This is a genomic window from Aeromonas sp. S41-2, assembly GCF_027705845.1.
Taxonomy (GTDB): Bacteria; Pseudomonadota; Gammaproteobacteria; order Enterobacterales; family Aeromonadaceae; genus Aeromonas; species Aeromonas hydrophila.
The window spans coordinates 190432-205559 of sequence record NZ_JAPDCG010000002.1; the positions used below are offsets into that span (position 1 = coordinate 190432).

The following is a 15128-nucleotide window of genomic DNA, read 5'->3' on the forward strand; positions in this document are numbered from 1 at the left end:
GTCAGATTTACAGGTACAGCAACGACCACACGCCCGCATGTCAGGGAGTGTGCCACCACCAGATGGTCAGGATGGAAGTCGTTTGCATGATAAAGTCCTGTAAAAAGATGTTTGCAATGAAGTGCCTACAGAAAACGATAAAGCCGCGGCCAAGTCAAGTCGCTTTTTAGCCTTCTTTCACCGAATGTGTACCCATGGTGACCTGATCACGAGAGCGGAATAATCTGATGAGATTCGATCTACACTGCCATACCACGGCCTCGGATGGCGTGCTGAGCCCAGCCGAACTGGTGCGCCGCGCCGCCGCACAAGGGGTCGAAGTGTTAGCAGTCACTGACCACGATACCCTTGCCGGGCTTGATGAGGTGCGCCGCACCATCGACGCCGAGCAACTGCCGCTGCGGCTGGTGAGCGGGGTCGAGATCTCCACCGGCTGGGAGCATCACGAAATTCATATCGTGGCGCTGGGGGTGGATGAAAAAAATCCGCAGCTGGTGGCGTTTCTGGCCGGCCAGCTGGCCCGTCGGGAGGCGCGCGCCCAGGAAATAGGGCGTCGTCTGGAGAAGTGCCAGCTCTCCGGCACCTATGAAGAGGCCAAGCAGCTGGCCGGCGACGCCGCCGTCACTCGGGCCCACTTTGCCCGGGTGCTGATGGCGCGCGGGGTAGCCGATACCATGCAGAAGGTCTTCAAAAAGTACCTGAGCCGGGGCAACAAGGGCTATGCTCCGGCCGAGTGGCCCGAGATGGGCGAAGCGATCAGCGCCATTCACACCGCTGGCGGCCTGGCGGTGCTGGCCCACCCGAGTCGTTACGACCTCACCGCCAAGTGGATCAAGCGGCTGTTGGTGGCCTTCAAGGCGGCCGGTGGCGATGCCATGGAGGTCTCGCTGCCCCAGCAGAGCCCGCAGGAGCGGGCGAATCTCGGCCAGTGGGCCAAGGAGCACGACCTCTACATCTCGGTGGGATCGGATTTTCACTTCCCCTCCAACTGGACCGAGCTGGGGCGCCACCTCTGGTTGCCCAAGGAGGGCACGCCGCTCTGGCTGGCCCATCCCGGCCACTTCGGCCTGAGCGCCGAGCAGCACGCCGCCCTGCTGGCCAGCCGTTGAGAGGCGCCGGCGGGCGTCAAACAGATTAAGGTAGTGTCGTGGAGCCCGGCTTCACGGCCATCAAGCGGGCAGGCATTGCCGCCCCCATTGCGAGAACGAGTCATGAGTCAGCACTTTTACGTACATCCGGAAAACCCCCAGGCCCGCCTGATCAGCCAGGCGGTACAGATCATTCAGAACGGCGGCGTCATCGTCTATCCCACCGACTCGGGCTATGCGCTGGGTTGCCAGATGGGCGACAAGGGCGCGCTGGAGCGCATCTGCCGCATCCGCCGCATCGATCCCAACCACGACTTCACCCTGGTGTGCCGCGATCTCTCCGAGATCTCCACCTATGCCAAGGTGGACAACACGGCGTTTCGCCTGATCAAGAACAACACCCCCGGCCCCTACACCTTCATCTTCAAGGCCACCAAGGAGGTGCCGCGCCGCCTGATGAACGAGAAGAAGAAGAGCATCGGCATCCGGGTGCCGGACAACAAGATTGCCCAGGCGCTGCTGGAAGCGCTCGGCGAGCCGCTGCTCTCCACCACCCTGATCCTGCCGGAATCTGACATGGCGGAGTTCGACCCGGAGGAGATCTTCGACAAGCTGGGCAAGCAGCTGGATCTGGTGGTCAACGGCGGTTATCTGGGCGAGCAGCCCACTACCGTGGTGGACTTCTCCGACGACGAGCCTGTACTGCGCCGGCGTGGTGCCGGGGACCCGACTCCGTTTGAGTGATACTGCCGATCCTGTGCCGGTGACGACCACGCCCATGGCGGGCGAGAGGGTGGCGAACCCGGCGGGGGAGGCCATTCCCCCCCAGGCCGTCCCGTCTCCCATCGCCCGGGTGCTGGGGCAGCCCTATCACGAGCTGCCCCAGGATTTGTTTATCCCGCCCGATGCACTGGAGGTGTTTCTCGATACCTTCGAGGGGCCGCTCGATCTTCTGCTCTATCTCATCCGGCGCCAGCAGCTCGACATCCTCAACCTGCCGATCCTGCAGATCACCGCCCAGTACATGGAGTACGTGGAGCTGATGCAGGGCCTCAATCTGGAGCTGGCGGCCGAATACCTGCTGATGGCGGCCTGGCTGGCGGAGATAAAATCCCGTCTGCTACTGCCCAAGGCGCCTGAGCTGGAAGATGAAGAGGAGGGGGAAGACCCCCGCGTTACCCTCATTCGCCGGCTGCAGGAGTACGAGCGCTACAAGGTGGGGGCGGAGCGGGTCAACGAGCTGCCGCGGCTGGAGCGGGAGATCTTCATCGCCACCGCCCTGCCGCCGGATTTTGGCGATCTCAAACCATTGACGCCCGATGTTTCGCTGGTTGAGCTCGCCCTTTACATGCAAAGTGTGGTAAAACGCGCGACTCATTTTGAACATCACCAGATCCGCCGTGAGCAGATCCCGACCCGGGTGCGCATGGCGGAGATCCTTGCCATGCTCTCGCTGGGCCAGACCCTGCGCCTGGATCGGGTGCTGCGCGCCGAAGAGGGGCGCATGGGGGTGTTGGTGACGTTTCTGGCATTGCTGGAGCTGTGCAAGGAGCAGTTGATCTGGATCCTGCAGGCGGAACCGCTGGGGCCGATCCACTTTGCCCTGGCCGGCCAGCATGAGGAGAGCGAGCGTGGCGCTGCCCACTGAACGGTTGAAGAGGCCGATGTTGCGAGGAGCGGACCATGGCGCTGCCGGCTGAACGACTCAAGACGCTGATCGAGGCGGCGCTGTTCGTCGCCGGACGCCCGCTCAACGTCAACGAGCTCAAGAGCAGCGTACTGGCGGACTACCCGGTCACCAGCCGCTACGTCCAGCTGTTGCTGGCGGAGCTCAGACAGGATTACAGCGAACGGGGAGTGGAGCTCAAGGAGGTCGCCTCCGGCTGGCGCTTTCAGGCCCGCCAGGAGTACGCCGAGGAGCTCTCCAGGCTCTGGAGCGAGCGGGCTCCTCGTTATTCGCGCGCCGTGATGGAGACGCTGACGCTGATCGCCTATCGTCAGCCCATCACCCGGGCCGAGATCGAAGCCATCCGCGGGGTGGCGGTCTCGAGCCAGATAGTGAATACCCTGAAAGAACGTGGCTGGGTGCGCAGCATCGGTCACAAGGAGGTGGTGGGCCGCCCGGAGCTGCTCGCCACCACCCGAGAATTTCTGGATTATTTTAATCTGCAGAGTCTGGAGCAGCTCCCTGAGCTTGATCCCGAACTGCAACCCTCGTTGTCCACGCTGACATTGGCAGCTGCGGGCAGCGATCAACAATCAGGTAACCCCGATGAGTGAAAAACTGCAAAAAGTGTTGGCCCGCGCGGGTCACGGCTCCCGTCGTGAGATGGAGGCCCTGATCACCGCAGGTCGGGTCAGTGTGGATGGCAAGGTCGCCACACTGGGGGATCGCGTCGAAGTGAACGCCGTGATCCGGGTGGATGGTCACCAGATCAAGACCCGTGCCGCAGAGGAAGTGATCTGCCGCGTGCTGGCTTACCACAAGCCGGAAGGGGAGATGTGTACCCGTCACGATCCGGAAGGTCGTCCCACCGTGTTTGATCGTCTGCCCAAGATGGAAGGGGCCCGCTGGATCGCGGTCGGCCGCCTCGACGTCAACACCTCAGGTCTGTTGCTGTTCACCACCGACGGTGAGCTGGCCAACCGGCTGATGCACCCGAGCCACGAAGTGGAGCGGGAATACGCGGTGCGGGTCTTTGGCGAGATCACCGAAGCCATGCTGCAGCGCCTGCGCAAGGGTGTGCAGCTGGAAGACGGCATGGCCAAGTTCAACAAGATCAAGCCGGCTGGCGGCGAGGGTCTGAACCAGTGGTTCAACGTCACCCTGACCGAGGGTCGCAACCGTGAAGTGCGCCGCCTGTGGGAATCTCAGGAAGTGCAGGTGAGCCGCCTGATGCGCATCCGCTACGGCGACGTGCAGCTGGATCGCGGCATTCCGCGCGGTGGCTGGCAGGAGCTGAAACTGCCCGAGGTGAACTACCTGCGTGGCCTGGTCAACCTGCCCAACGAGACCGAGTCCAAGGTCGATCTGCAGCAGGATGGCAAAACCAGTCGTCACAAGCAGGCCGCCCAGATCCGTCGCGCCGTCAAGCGCCACAAGGAGATGCAGGGCAAGGAGCCGCGCGCCCGTGCCACCACGGCCCGTCGCAAGCCGACCTCCTCCACCCGCAACTCGGGTACCGGCAGCAAGTAAGCGCTGCGTGGCCGCAAGGTCGCACTGCAACAGGCCCGCCTCTTCGGCGGGCCTTTTTGTTGGCGCCTTTTGAGTTCGTTATTGTTCAAATTCACGTAAGGCTGAATTAATGGGGCCGGGCAGGCGACTGGCAGGGGCGGGGGTGGTTGCTCGGCACGGGCGGGCTTGTTAGCCTTCCCGCACTGACACAGGAGATAATAATGAGCAAGGTACTTGATGAGCTGCTGGCGTTGCTGGCGCTCGAAAAAATCGAGGAGGGCCTGTTTCGGGGCCAGAGCCAGGATCTCGGTCTGCGGGCCGTGTTTGGCGGACAGGTAATGGGGCAGGCCTTGTCAGCCGCCAAGCAGACGGTGGCAAGCGATCGCCAGGTGCACAGCTTCCACTCCTACTTCCTGCGCCCCGGCGATGCCAACCGTCCCATCGTCTACGACGTGGAGAACATCCGCGACGGCCAGACCGTCTCCACCCGCCGGGTCAAGGCCATTCAGGGCGGCAAGCCCATCTTCTATCTCAATGCCTCCTTCCAGGTCGAGGCGGACGGCTTTGAACACCAGATCGCCATGCCGGGGGGGATCACGCCGCCCGAGCAGCTCAAGAGCGAACTGGAGCTGGTGCGCCCCTACGAGCAGCAGATCCCGCCCGCCCTGCGCGACAAGATCATGTGCGAGAAGCCCATCGAAATTCGCCCGGTGACCCTGGTCGACCCGATCCGCCCTGACGTGCACGAGCCGCTGCGCCACGTCTGGTTCAAGGCCAATGGCCAGATGCCGGACGATCAGCGGGTACACAAGTACCTGCTGGCCTATGCCTCCGACTTCCACTTCCTGTTCACCGCCCTGCAGCCCCACGGCGTATCGTACTGGGAGCCGGACATGCAGGTGGCCACCATCGATCACTCCATGTGGTTCCACCGGGACTTCCGGCTGGACGACTGGCTGCTCTACGTGGTGGACAGCCCGAGCGCCAGTGCCGGTCGCGGCCTGGTGCGCGGCCAGTTCTTCACCCGCGACGGTGTGCTGGTGGCGAGCACGGCGCAGGAAGGGGTGATCCGCCGCCGTGGCAGTAACCCATGAGCCGGCAAAATGGCCGAAGAGGGACGCCATGATGGTGTCTGACCTGCGCAGTTTTGCGCAGGCCAGACTTTGGGGCTTTACCCCGACTACCCAAACGGCAGAGGAGAGACATCATGATCATACCCATCCTGCGCAGCTTCGATGAAGGCAAGTTGCGTGACTTTTACCTCGACTACCTGGGATTTATCATCGACTGGGAGCACAGGTTTGGCCCGGATATGCCGCTCTACTTGCAGGTCTCTCGAGGGGACTGGGTCATCCACCTCTCCGAGCATCACGGGGATGCCTGCCCGGGAGCGGCTCTGCGGCTCTCGACCGACAAGCTCGATGCGTTGCTGGCCGAGTGGCGGACTAAGGGTTATGCCTATGCGAACCCCACCATTGAGACCATGCCTTGGGGCTACCGCGAGCTGCAGGTCCGGGATCCCTTCGGTAACCGGCTGGTGTTTACCGAGCCGCTGCCGCCGGAAGAAAACGCCTAATAAAAAAACGGGAGCCGATGGCTCCCGTTTTTTATCTGCTTGCTTTATCAGGCGGCGTCTTGCTCGGCGCTGAGCGCTGGCTCGTCGCTCTGGGCGAAACGGTCGGCCCACAGGGCGATGACGCCGTCGCCGGTGACGTTGCAGGCGGTGCCGAAGCTGTCCTGGGCCAGGTAGAGGGCGATCATCAGGGCGATGGAGGCCTCACCGAACCCCAGCATGGAGGTGAGCAGACCCAGCGCGGACATGACGCCACCACCCGGGGCACCCGGCGCGGCGATCATGATGACGCCCAGCATCATGATGAAGGGCAGCATGGTGTCGATACCCGGAATGGCCAGATGCTCGGAGAGGAACATCACTGCGGTGGCGCAGGTCACTAGCGTGATGGTGGAGCCACACAGGTGAATGGTGGCGCACAGCGGCACGGTGAAGTTGGCGATGCCGTCGCTCACGCCGTTGTTCTTGCTGGCCTGCAGGGCGACCGGGATGGTGGCGGCGCTGGACATGGTACCCAGCGCGGTGAAGTAGGCCGGCAGCATGTTCTTGATGAGCTGGGCCGGAGAGCGGCCCAGGGCCAGACCGGTGCCGACGAACAGCACGGAGAGCCAGAGCCAGTGCATGACGATGGCCATCACCAGCACCACGCCGAAGGTCTTCAGGGTGGCGAATACGGTGCCTTCCACCGTCATCTCGACGAAGACGCCGGCGATGTAGAACGGTAGCAGCGGGATGATCACCTTGGCCAGCAGGCGGTCGATGATGTCACGACCCTGATCGGCGACCCGGCGCAGATCGGTGGCCTGGGTGGCGCTGATGCCGATGCCGAACACGAAGGCGGCGGCCAGCGCCGACATCACCCCGAACAGCGGCGGGATCTCCAGGTTGATGTAGGAGGCGAGCTTGATGGCGCTCTCGGCGGTGGGCTCGGCGGCGGTGGTCAGGCGCGGGATCAGGTTGCTGGCCACGGTAAAGGCGAACAGACCCGCCAGTATGGTGGAGCAGTAGGAGAGGGCAACCGTCTTGCCCAGCAGCTTGCCGGAGTTCTTTGGCAGGCTGGCGATGCCGCTCATGATGAAGAACAGGATGATGAGCGGAATGGTGAAGGTGATCAGCTGACCTATGACTGTCTTGGCCGTAAACAGCACGCGTGCGACCCATTCCGGGGCGTAGAGACCGAGCAAGAGACCGGCGAGGATGCCGGCAACCAGTTTGAGGACAAGTTTCATAAGTAAATCCAGGTGTTAGTGTCTGATTTGTTATTTAATTTTGATTTTAATGCCGCTTTTTAACACAAAATCCGCATCATGTCTGTCGTGCATGCGTTAATGTCGAGTTAAATATTGTTAAATGTGATCGTGGTGGTGATAGCCACTGACGAGGTGAGCGCGAAGAAAGGTTGGTGATTAATTTGGCGCGCCCTTTCAGGCGCGGATCAGCAGGGCATGCAGCCAGCGGCCATCTGCCTGCTCGCTCTCCCAGCACTGCTGCAGTTGCAGCGGCAGCGGGGCGATGAGCTGGCGCAGACCGTCCTGATCGAGCCGGGTCTGGCAGAGGTGCACCTCGGCTGCGGTAGCACCAGGTGTGTTGCCGGCGGCAACGATCTGGCCACTGGGGTGGGGAAAGGTGCAGTAGAGCACTCCGGCGGGCTTGAGCAGGCCGGCCAGATGGGCCAGTGCGTCGCTGAGCTCGTCTGGCGCGATCGCCGGCAAGGCCCCGCGCGCCCAGATGCCGTCATAGGGCACCACGCTATGCAACTGCTCGATGCGGCAGACCCGCACCGGCTGGCCGCTGCGCCGCGAGGCTACCCTGGCCTGTGCCAGGCTGGCATCGAAGGCCGTCACCACCAGCTCCTGCTGGCGAAAGAAGCAGAGATCGTCGCCTTCGCCGCAGCCTGCCTCCAGCAGGTGGGCGCCCGCTGGCAGCAGCGCCAGAAACGATTGGCGTGCCGCTGACCATGGGTCGGCTGAGGGCGTAGCAATGGAGGCGGGAGGGCAAGAGGAGGATGAACGGGACATGGCGGGCACCTTGGTTCGGGGGGCGCAACTCAATTTCGGGGGCGTGACTATAGCAAACTTGAGCCAATTTGGCGCCGGGGCGCCAAAGTGATGGCAGGAGATGGAAGGAAGTGAGGGGTTGTCTGCGCCGGATAAGGGCCGCCAGTGTTCTGCCTTGCTGGCTCAGGGACGACGGGCGGCCGGGCCGGTTGGCAGGGCGATCAGGGCGAACAGGCTGTCCAGCAGGAAGTCGGCCTCCTGGCGCAGATCGATACGCTCCGGGAAGTGCAGCCAGTTGATGATGTAGCCATCCAGGGTGCAGTGCAGCAGGGTGGCGGCCCGCTGCAGATCCAGCCCCTGCGGCAGCTGGCCGAGGCGCACCGCATTGCCCAGGGTGGTTTCCAGATCCCGGAAGAAGTTGCTGGACTGGCTGCGCATGTGTTCGCGCAAGGAGATGGCTTCCCCCTCCAGCGACTCCAGGTTGAACATGATGGTGAACATCTGCTGATGGGCGGGCTCGGTGCTTATCTTGATGATCACCCCTTTGAGGAAGGTGCGCAGCTTGCCGAGGGGGTCGGGCTCCAGCTCGGAGACGCAGGCATCGAGCTGATGGGAGAGGGGTTGGCATAGCTCCTCCCAGAGGGAGACGAACAGCTCTTCCTTGTTCTTGAAATGCCAGTAAATGGCGCCCCGGGTCAGCTCGGCGGCCCTGGCGATGTCGGTCAGGCTGGTCTTGGCCAGGCCGTGTGAGCAGAACAGATCCAGGGCCGTACTCATGATGTGGCAGCGGGTCTGCTGCGCCTCTTCTTTGGTTCTTCTGGCCATCTCTGCGCGCACCTTGTAAAAGTAAAAAAAGTCACTTACATACATTTATGAATGTATGTATATTGCCTCATCTTTCCGATTTTACCAACCGGGTCCTATAAACCCTGTGGTTATTCATTGATAGACAGAGGCTCAGGTTCTCCATGCATAAACATATTCTCGCACGTTCAGTCGGCCTTGCGCTGCTGGCGAGCGGTCTGCTGACCGCTTGCGGCGAACAGGGCAGTGCCCAGCAGGGGCCCGGTGCGATGCCGCCGGCCGCGGTGGATGTCGTCACCCTGCACACGGCGCCACTGCAGCTCACCACCGAGCTGACCGGTCGCAGCGCCCCGCTGCGGGTCGCCGAGGTGCGCCCCCAGGTGAGCGGCATCATTCTCAAGCGTCTCTTTACCGAGGGCAGCGACGTCAAGGCCGGCCAGCTGCTGTACCAGATCGACCCCGCCGTTTATCAGGCTGCGGTGGCCAGTGCCAAGGCCAACCTGGCCAAGGCGCAGGCCAACGAGCAGAGTGCCCGCCTCAAGGCCAAGCGCTATGCCGAGCTGGTGAAGGTGAAAGCCATCAGCAGCCAGGAGTATGACGACGCCGACGCGGCCTGGAAGCAGCAGCTGGCCGAAATCGGTGCCGCCAAGGCGGCGCTGCAGACCGCCAACATCAACCTGGCCTACACCCGCATCACGGCCCCCATCAGCGGCCGCATCGGCAAGTCCGCGGTGACCGAGGGTGCCCTGGTGACGGCCCAGCAGGCCGACAGCCTCACCTCCATCCAGCAGCTCGATCCCATGTATGTGGACGTGCGCCAGTCCACCGCCGATCTGCTGCGCCTCAAGCGCCAGGTGGCGGCCGGCAAGCTGACCCAAGACGAGCAGAAAGGCGCCCGGGTGAGCTTCCAGCTGGAAGATGGCTCCACCTACGGCGAAGAGGGCTCGCTGCAGTTCTCCGACGTGACCGTGGATGAGACCACCGGCATGGTGACCCTGCGGGTGATCGTCCCCAACCCTCATCAGCTGCTGCTGCCGGGCATGTTCATGCGTGCCACCCTGCAGGAGGGCGAGCGCGCCGAAGGGCTGTTGGTGCCGCAGACCGCGGTGACCCGTACCCCGAAAGGCGGCGCCACCGTAATGGTGGTGACGGCGGACAACAAGGTGGAGCTGCGTGAAGTGCAGCTGGGCCGCATCGTCGGCAGTGACTGGGTGGTGGAATCCGGTCTCAAGGCGGGCGAACGGGTGATCGTCGCCGGCCTGCAAAAGGTAAAACCCGGGGTCGTCGTGGCACCTGCTGAACAGAGTGCCGCTGCGCAGTCTGCCCAGGCGCCGGCCAATGCCCCGGCCAACAAGTAGGATGGAGTAGTCGCCTCATGGCACGATTTTTCATAGACAGACCCATTTTCGCCTGGGTGATCGCCCTGGTGATCATGCTGGCGGGGAGCCTGGCCATCATCAAGCTGCCGGTCGCCCAGTACCCTAGCATTGCGCCGCCGGCGGTGGGCATTTCCGCCAGCTACCCGGGGGCCTCCGCCAAGACGGTGGAAGACTCGGTGACCCAGATCATCGAGCAGAACATGACCGGGCTGGATCACCTGCTCTACATGTCCTCCCAGTCGGACTCCTCCGGCCGGGTATCGGTCACCCTCACCTTCCAGCCGGGGACCGACCCCGACATCGCCCAGGTGCAGGTGCAGAACAAGCTGCAGCAAGCCATGTCGCTGTTGCCGCAAGAGGTGCAGCAGCAGGGGATCCGGGTCCAGAAGACCTCCAGCAGCTTCCTGATGGTGGCCGCCTTCATCTCCAAAGATGGCGCCATGACCAACGATGACCTGGCCGACTACGTGGTGGCCAACATCAAGGAGCCGCTCAGCCGTCTGGACGGGGTAGGGGACATCACCCTGTTCGGCAGCCAGTACTCCATGCGGGTCTGGCTCGATCCCAACAAGCTCAACCGGGTGCAGATGACCCCGGGTGACGTGCAGGCCGCCATCAAGGCGCAGAATACCCAGGTGGCCTTCGGCAAACTGGGGGGCACCCCGGCGGTGACCGATCAGCAGTTCACCGCCACCATCATGGGGCAGACCCGGCTCTCCACCGTGGAGGAGTTCAACGACATCCTGCTGCGGGTGAACCAGGACGGCTCCAAGGTGCGGCTCAAAGACGTGGCCCGGGTCGAACTGGCCGGCGAAAGCTACGATGCCGAGGCGCTCTACAACGGTCAGTCCACCGCGGCGGTAGCCATCAAGCTGGCGACCGGTGCCAACGCGCTGGATACCGCCGAGAAGGTGCGTGGCAAGCTGAATGAGCTCTCCACCTACTTCCCGGCCAACATGGAGATCGTCTACCCGTACGACACTACGCCGTTCGTGAAGATCTCCATCGAGGAGGTGGTACAGACCCTGGTGGAGGCGATCTTCTTGGTGTTCTGCGTGATGTATCTGTTCCTGCAGAACTTCCGCGCCACCCTGATCCCGACCATCGCAGTGCCCGTGGTGCTGCTGGGGACCTTCGGCGTCATGTCGGCGTTCGGCTTCTCCATCAACACCCTGACCATGTTCGGTCTGGTGCTGGCTATCGGCCTGTTGGTGGATGACGCCATCGTGGTGGTGGAGAACGTGGAGCGCCTGATGAGCGAGGAGGATCTCTCTCCGCTCGAGGCGACCCGCAAGTCCATGACCCAGATCACCGGTGCCCTGGTGGGGATCGCCCTGGTGCTCTCGGCAGTGTTCGTGCCTATGGCCTTCTTCGGCGGTTCGACCGGTGCCATCTATCGCCAGTTCTCGCTCACCATCGTCTCGGCCATGGTGCTGTCGGTGCTGGTGGCGCTGATCCTGACCCCGGCCCTGTGCGCCACCCTGCTCAAGCCCATCAAGCATGGCGAGTTCGGTGCCAAGCGCGGTTTCTTCGGCTGGTTCAACCGGGCCTTCGACGCCAGCGCCAACCGCTACCAGAGCGGCGTGCGCAAGGTGGTCAAGCAGGGGGTGCGCTACGGCATCATCTACGCCGCCATGCTGGCGGTACTGGCCATCCTGTTCATGCGCATGCCCACCTCCTTCCTGCCGGAAGAGGATCAGGGGGTCATCATGTCCATGGTGCAACTGCCGGTTGGGGCGACCAAGCAGCGCACCGAGGTGGTGCTGGCCGACATGCGCGACTACTTCATGAAAAACGAGAAGGATAACGTCGACTCCGTGCTGACGGTGGCGGGCTTCAGCTTCGCCGGTAGCGGTCAGAACAGCGGCATGGCGTTCATCAAGCTGAAAGACTGGAAGGAGCGCAACACGCCGGATCGCAGCGCCAATGCCATCATTGGCCGTGCCATGGGCTACCTGTTCAGCATCAAGGAAGCCCAGGTGTTCGCCTTCAACCTGCCTCCGATCCCGGAGCTCGGGACGGCGACCGGTTTTGACTTCTTCCTGCAGGATCGGGCCGGCGTGGGCCACGACAAGCTGATGGCGGCGCGCAACCAGCTGCTCGGCATGGCGGCGCAGGATCCCAACCTGGTGCGGGTGCGCCCGAACGGGATGGAAGACACCCCCCAGCTCGACATCAAGATCGACTACGAGAAGGCGTTGGCGCAGGGGCTCTCCATCAGCGACATCAACAGCACGCTCTCCAGTGCCTGGGGCTCTGCCTATGTGAACGACTTCGTCGACAGAGGCCGGGTCAAGAAGGTCTATCTGCAGGCGGATGCCCCCTTTCGGATGAACCCGGAAGATCTCAAGCTCTGGTACGTGCGCAACAGCGCCGGTCAGATGGTGCCCTTCTCCGCCTTTGCCAGCACCGACTGGAGCTTCGGCTCGCCCCGGCTGGAGCGCTACAACGGCGTGCCGGCGATGGAGATCGTCGGGGAAGCGGCGCCGGGCAAGAGTACCGGTGACGCCATGGCCGCCATCGAGCAGATGGTGAAGCAGCTGCCGGAAGGTATCGGCATCGAGTGGACCGGTCTCTCCTATCAGGAGCGGCAGGCAGGCTCTCAGGCACCGGCCCTGTACGCCATCTCCCTGCTGGTGGTGTTCCTCTGTCTGGCCGCCCTCTACGAGAGCTGGAGCATTCCGTTCTCGGTGATGCTGGTGGTGCCGCTCGGGGTGCTGGGGGCCATTGTGGCCGCTACCCTGCGCGGGCTGGAGAACGATGTCTACTTCCAGGTGGGTCTGCTGACCACCATAGGCCTGTCGGCCAAGAACGCGATCCTCATCGTCGAGTTCGCCAAGGAGCTCTATGACAGGGGCATGGGGCTGAGCGAAGCCGTGGTGGAGGCGGCGCGCCTGCGTCTGCGTCCGATCCTGATGACCTCGCTCGCCTTCATCCTCGGCGTATTGCCGCTGGTGATCAGTACCGGTGCCGGCGCCAGCAGCCGCAACGCCATCGGTACCGGCGTGATGGGGGGGATGATCAGTGCCACTGTGCTGGCCATCTTCTTCGTGCCGCTGTTCTTCGTGCTGGTGATGCGCTATTTCACCAAGCACAGCACCAAGCAGGCGCGTCTGGCCCATGCCGAGGAGATCAAACATGACTAAGACCCTGATCGCCCTGAGCGTGACCCTGCTGCTGGGGGGCTGTTCCATGGCCCCCGATTACCAGCGCCCAACGCTGCCGCAAGGCGCCGCCTGGCAGAGCAACCCGGCAGGGGAGGCGGCGGTCTCCCCCTGGCGCCAGCAGTTCCTCGATCCTGCCCTGCAGCAGCTGATCGCCACGGCTCTTGAGAACAACCGGGATCTGCGCATCGCGGCCCTCAACGTGGAGGCCTACGAGGCCAGATACCGGATCCAGCGGGCGGCCCAGCTGCCGACCCTGGCGGCCAATGGCTCGGGTACCCGCCAGCAGGGATCGGACGATCTCAGCAGCACGGGGCAGGGCACCATCAGCAGCCAGTACGGTGCCAACATCGGCATCACCTCCTACGAGCTGGATCTGTTCGGCCGGATCCAGAGCCTCAAAGATCAGGCGCTGGAAAATTATCTGGCGCAGGTGGAGACCCAGCGCAGCACCCAGATTGCGCTGATCGCCTCGGTGGCCAACGCCTATCTCACCCTGCTGGCGGATCAGGAGTTGCTTGCGCTGAGCGAGGCGACCCTGGCCACCGAGCAGGAGAGCTATGGTCTGACCGAGCACAAGTACCGGCTGGGGGCCGCCTCCGAAATGGAGCTGGCCCAGGGCCGTACCGCGCTGGAGAGTGCCAAAGTGAGCCTGGCCCAGTATCAACGGCAGGTGAAGCAGGATCGCAACGGCCTGGCGCTGCTGCTCGGGACTGGCGTTCCCGCGCTGATGACCCAGCCGGCGACCCTGGCTGAGGTGCAGCTGGCGGCCATCCCGGTGGGTGCCCCATCCAGCCTGCTGCAACAGCGCCCGGACATCCTGGCGGCCGAGCACAGCCTGAAGGCGGCCAATGCCAATATCGGCGCCGCCCGTGCGGCCTTCTTCCCGAGCATCTCGCTGACCGCGACGGCGGGCACCGCCAGCAACCAGCTGAGCGGACTGTTTGACGGCGGCACCGGCACCTGGACCTTCATGCCGCAGATCAACCTGCCGATTTTTGACGGCGGCAAGCGTATCGCGGATCTGGACGTGGCCGAGGTAAGCACCAAGCAGGCGGTGGCGAGCTACGAGAAGAGCATCCAGACCGCGTTCAAGGAAGTGGCGGATACGCTCGGTGCCCAGGCTGACTATCAGCAGCAACTGCAGGCGCAGCAGGCATTGGTGGAGGCAAACCAGACCTACTTCAAGCTGGCGGAGGTGCGCTACGAGAAGGGGGTGGACAGCTATCTCACCCGACTCGATGCCCAGCGTTCGCTGTTCGGTGCCAAGCAGGGGCTGATCAGTACCCGTCTGGCGCAGCTCAGCAACCAGGTCGCGCTCTACAAAGCCGTCGGCGGCGGCTGGCAAGCCACCGATACCGAGGGTGGCAAAGGAAAAAGCTGACAGTAGCCACAGATCTCTCCTTGCGTTATCTTACCGTCACAGGGCGAACCATCAGGTTCGCCCTGTTTTTTATGTGGTTAGTACTTATAACAGCAGGGTTTCGTTTTTTTTTCCTTATCTAGCAATGATTTGTGAGCGTAATACACGCGCTTATTATCACATTACTCGATTGGTGCTCATAAGAACCCACTTGTTCTCTATCGAATCTTTATCGAAATCGCCAGCATCGCCCATTTTTAACTATTCATTTCTATAAAAAAAGGGATAGAATCCGACGTTCAATCGGGATAAAGCAGTGCGGTTTTAGAGGTGTTGCACAAATGTGGCATCTTTGATGTAGTCAACCGTGATTACGAATCGGCGCTGTCAACATATAACAATGCTGGAGGGCATGATGACCAACAGCAAGCACAATCAGGTTAAAAGCAGCAAACTGGGGGCTGTAACCCAGGGGCGGTAGCCACAGCATTTGTCGCTAACTTGATTGAATAGCACTCATCAATACACATTCTGGTGATGTTAAAAGACCCTATACGCGGTCTTGTATTTCTGGCTCAGCCCGCA

General features: G+C 62.7%; 13 protein-coding genes. 10 read left to right on the forward strand and 3 right to left on the reverse strand.

All coding sequences use genetic code 11. From position 1 onward, the window contains the following. Positions 1-227 precede the first annotated feature (227 nt). The 7 genes from rnm (at position 228) to OKC44_RS05450 (ending at position 5839) form a co-directional block, all read left to right on the forward strand. Positions 228-1109 (forward strand): RNase RNM, encoded by an 882-nt coding sequence (rnm, locus tag OKC44_RS05420; RefSeq protein WP_168756044.1) that lies wholly within the window; start codon positions 228-230, stop codon positions 1107-1109. A 102-nt stretch (positions 1110-1211) separates the two neighbouring features. Further along, the gene (locus OKC44_RS05425) at positions 1212-1832 is read left to right on the forward strand and encodes an L-threonylcarbamoyladenylate synthase (protein ID WP_253626257.1); all 621 of its coding nucleotides are present in this window, start codon (positions 1212-1214) and stop codon (positions 1830-1832) included. After that, positions 1825-2736 carry a segregation and condensation protein A gene (locus tag OKC44_RS05430; RefSeq protein ID WP_043158898.1) on the forward strand — a complete coding sequence of 304 codons (912 nt, stop codon included), beginning with the start codon at positions 1825-1827 and terminating at the stop codon, positions 2734-2736. Before OKC44_RS05425 ends, OKC44_RS05430 begins: the two co-directional genes overlap by 8 nt. A gap of 35 nt (positions 2737-2771) precedes the next feature. Continuing rightward, a complete protein-coding gene (scpB, locus tag OKC44_RS05435) occupies positions 2772-3368 on the forward strand; it encodes an SMC-Scp complex subunit ScpB (RefSeq protein ID WP_270811450.1) in 597 nt (198 codons plus the stop codon). Next, the gene (rluB, locus tag OKC44_RS05440) at positions 3361-4284 is read left to right on the forward strand and encodes a 23S rRNA pseudouridine(2605) synthase RluB (protein WP_011706718.1); all 924 of its coding nucleotides are present in this window, start codon (positions 3361-3363) and stop codon (positions 4282-4284) included. The genes scpB and rluB overlap by 8 nt, the downstream gene beginning before the upstream one ends. 200 nt (positions 4285-4484) lie before the next feature. Continuing rightward, the gene (gene tesB / locus OKC44_RS05445; RefSeq protein ID WP_270811453.1) at positions 4485-5357 is read left to right on the forward strand and encodes an acyl-CoA thioesterase II; all 873 of its coding nucleotides are present in this window, start codon (positions 4485-4487) and stop codon (positions 5355-5357) included. 113 nt (positions 5358-5470) lie between these two features. Then, on the forward strand, positions 5471-5839 hold the full coding sequence (locus tag OKC44_RS05450; protein ID WP_270811455.1) for a glyoxalase superfamily protein: 369 nt from the start codon (positions 5471-5473) through the stop codon (positions 5837-5839). Positions 5840-5886: 47 nt separating this feature from the next. On the opposite strand, the gene OKC44_RS05455 is transcribed toward OKC44_RS05450, so the two are convergent. The 3 genes from OKC44_RS05455 to OKC44_RS05465 form a co-directional block, all read right to left on the reverse strand. Then, on the reverse strand, positions 5887-7065 hold the full coding sequence (locus OKC44_RS05455; RefSeq protein ID WP_043121647.1) for a dicarboxylate/amino acid:cation symporter: 1179 nt from the start codon (positions 7063-7065) through the stop codon (positions 5887-5889). A gap of 195 nt (positions 7066-7260) precedes the next feature. Further along, positions 7261-7854, reverse strand: coding sequence for a class I SAM-dependent methyltransferase (locus OKC44_RS05460; protein ID WP_270811458.1), 594 nt, complete (start codon positions 7852-7854; stop codon positions 7261-7263). Positions 7855-8016: 162 nt separating this feature from the next. After that, entirely contained in the window at positions 8017-8658 is a 642-nt protein-coding gene (locus tag OKC44_RS05465; protein WP_016351373.1) for a TetR family transcriptional regulator, read from the reverse strand. A gap of 143 nt (positions 8659-8801) precedes the next feature. Between OKC44_RS05465 and OKC44_RS05470 the strand changes: the two genes are divergently transcribed. The 3 genes from OKC44_RS05470 to OKC44_RS05480 are packed head-to-tail and all read left to right on the forward strand — an operon-like array spanning position 8802 to position 14564. Next, positions 8802-9995 carry an efflux RND transporter periplasmic adaptor subunit gene (locus tag OKC44_RS05470; RefSeq protein ID WP_029299706.1) on the forward strand — a complete coding sequence of 398 codons (1194 nt, stop codon included), beginning with the start codon at positions 8802-8804 and terminating at the stop codon, positions 9993-9995. 17 nt (positions 9996-10012) lie between these two features. Next, the gene (locus OKC44_RS05475; protein WP_029299709.1) at positions 10013-13162 is read left to right on the forward strand and encodes an efflux RND transporter permease subunit; all 3150 of its coding nucleotides are present in this window, start codon (positions 10013-10015) and stop codon (positions 13160-13162) included. Then, positions 13155-14564, forward strand: a complete 1410-nt coding sequence (locus tag OKC44_RS05480; RefSeq protein WP_270811461.1) for an efflux transporter outer membrane subunit — start codon at positions 13155-13157, stop codon at positions 14562-14564. The genes OKC44_RS05475 and OKC44_RS05480 overlap by 8 nt, the downstream gene beginning before the upstream one ends. Positions 14565-15128: the final 564 nt, after the last annotated feature.

What these genes read in the sequence shown, in the direction of transcription:
- rnm (WP_168756044.1), top strand. Translation starts at nt 228, where the DNA reads ATGAGATTCGATCTACACTGCCATACCACGGCCTCGGATGGCGTGCTG.
- OKC44_RS05425 (WP_253626257.1), top strand. Translation starts at nt 1,212, where the DNA reads ATGAGTCAGCACTTTTACGTACATCCGGAAAACCCCCAGGCCCGCCTG.
- scpB (WP_270811450.1), top strand. Translation starts at nt 2,772, where the DNA reads ATGGCGCTGCCGGCTGAACGACTCAAGACGCTGATCGAGGCGGCGCTG.
- rluB (WP_011706718.1), top strand. Translation starts at nt 3,361, where the DNA reads ATGAGTGAAAAACTGCAAAAAGTGTTGGCCCGCGCGGGTCACGGCTCC.
- tesB (WP_270811453.1), top strand. Translation starts at nt 4,485, where the DNA reads ATGAGCAAGGTACTTGATGAGCTGCTGGCGTTGCTGGCGCTCGAAAAA.
- OKC44_RS05450 (WP_270811455.1), top strand. Translation starts at nt 5,471, where the DNA reads ATGATCATACCCATCCTGCGCAGCTTCGATGAAGGCAAGTTGCGTGAC.
- OKC44_RS05455 (WP_043121647.1), bottom strand. Translation starts at nt 7,065, where the DNA reads ATGAAACTTGTCCTCAAACTGGTTGCCGGCATCCTCGCCGGTCTCTTG.
- OKC44_RS05460 (WP_270811458.1), bottom strand. Translation starts at nt 7,854, where the DNA reads ATGTCCCGTTCATCCTCCTCTTGCCCTCCCGCCTCCATTGCTACGCCC.
- OKC44_RS05465 (WP_016351373.1), bottom strand. Translation starts at nt 8,658, where the DNA reads ATGGCCAGAAGAACCAAAGAAGAGGCGCAGCAGACCCGCTGCCACATC.
- OKC44_RS05470 (WP_029299706.1), top strand. Translation starts at nt 8,802, where the DNA reads ATGCATAAACATATTCTCGCACGTTCAGTCGGCCTTGCGCTGCTGGCG.
- OKC44_RS05475 (WP_029299709.1), top strand. Translation starts at nt 10,013, where the DNA reads ATGGCACGATTTTTCATAGACAGACCCATTTTCGCCTGGGTGATCGCC.
- OKC44_RS05480 (WP_270811461.1), top strand. Translation starts at nt 13,155, where the DNA reads ATGACTAAGACCCTGATCGCCCTGAGCGTGACCCTGCTGCTGGGGGGC.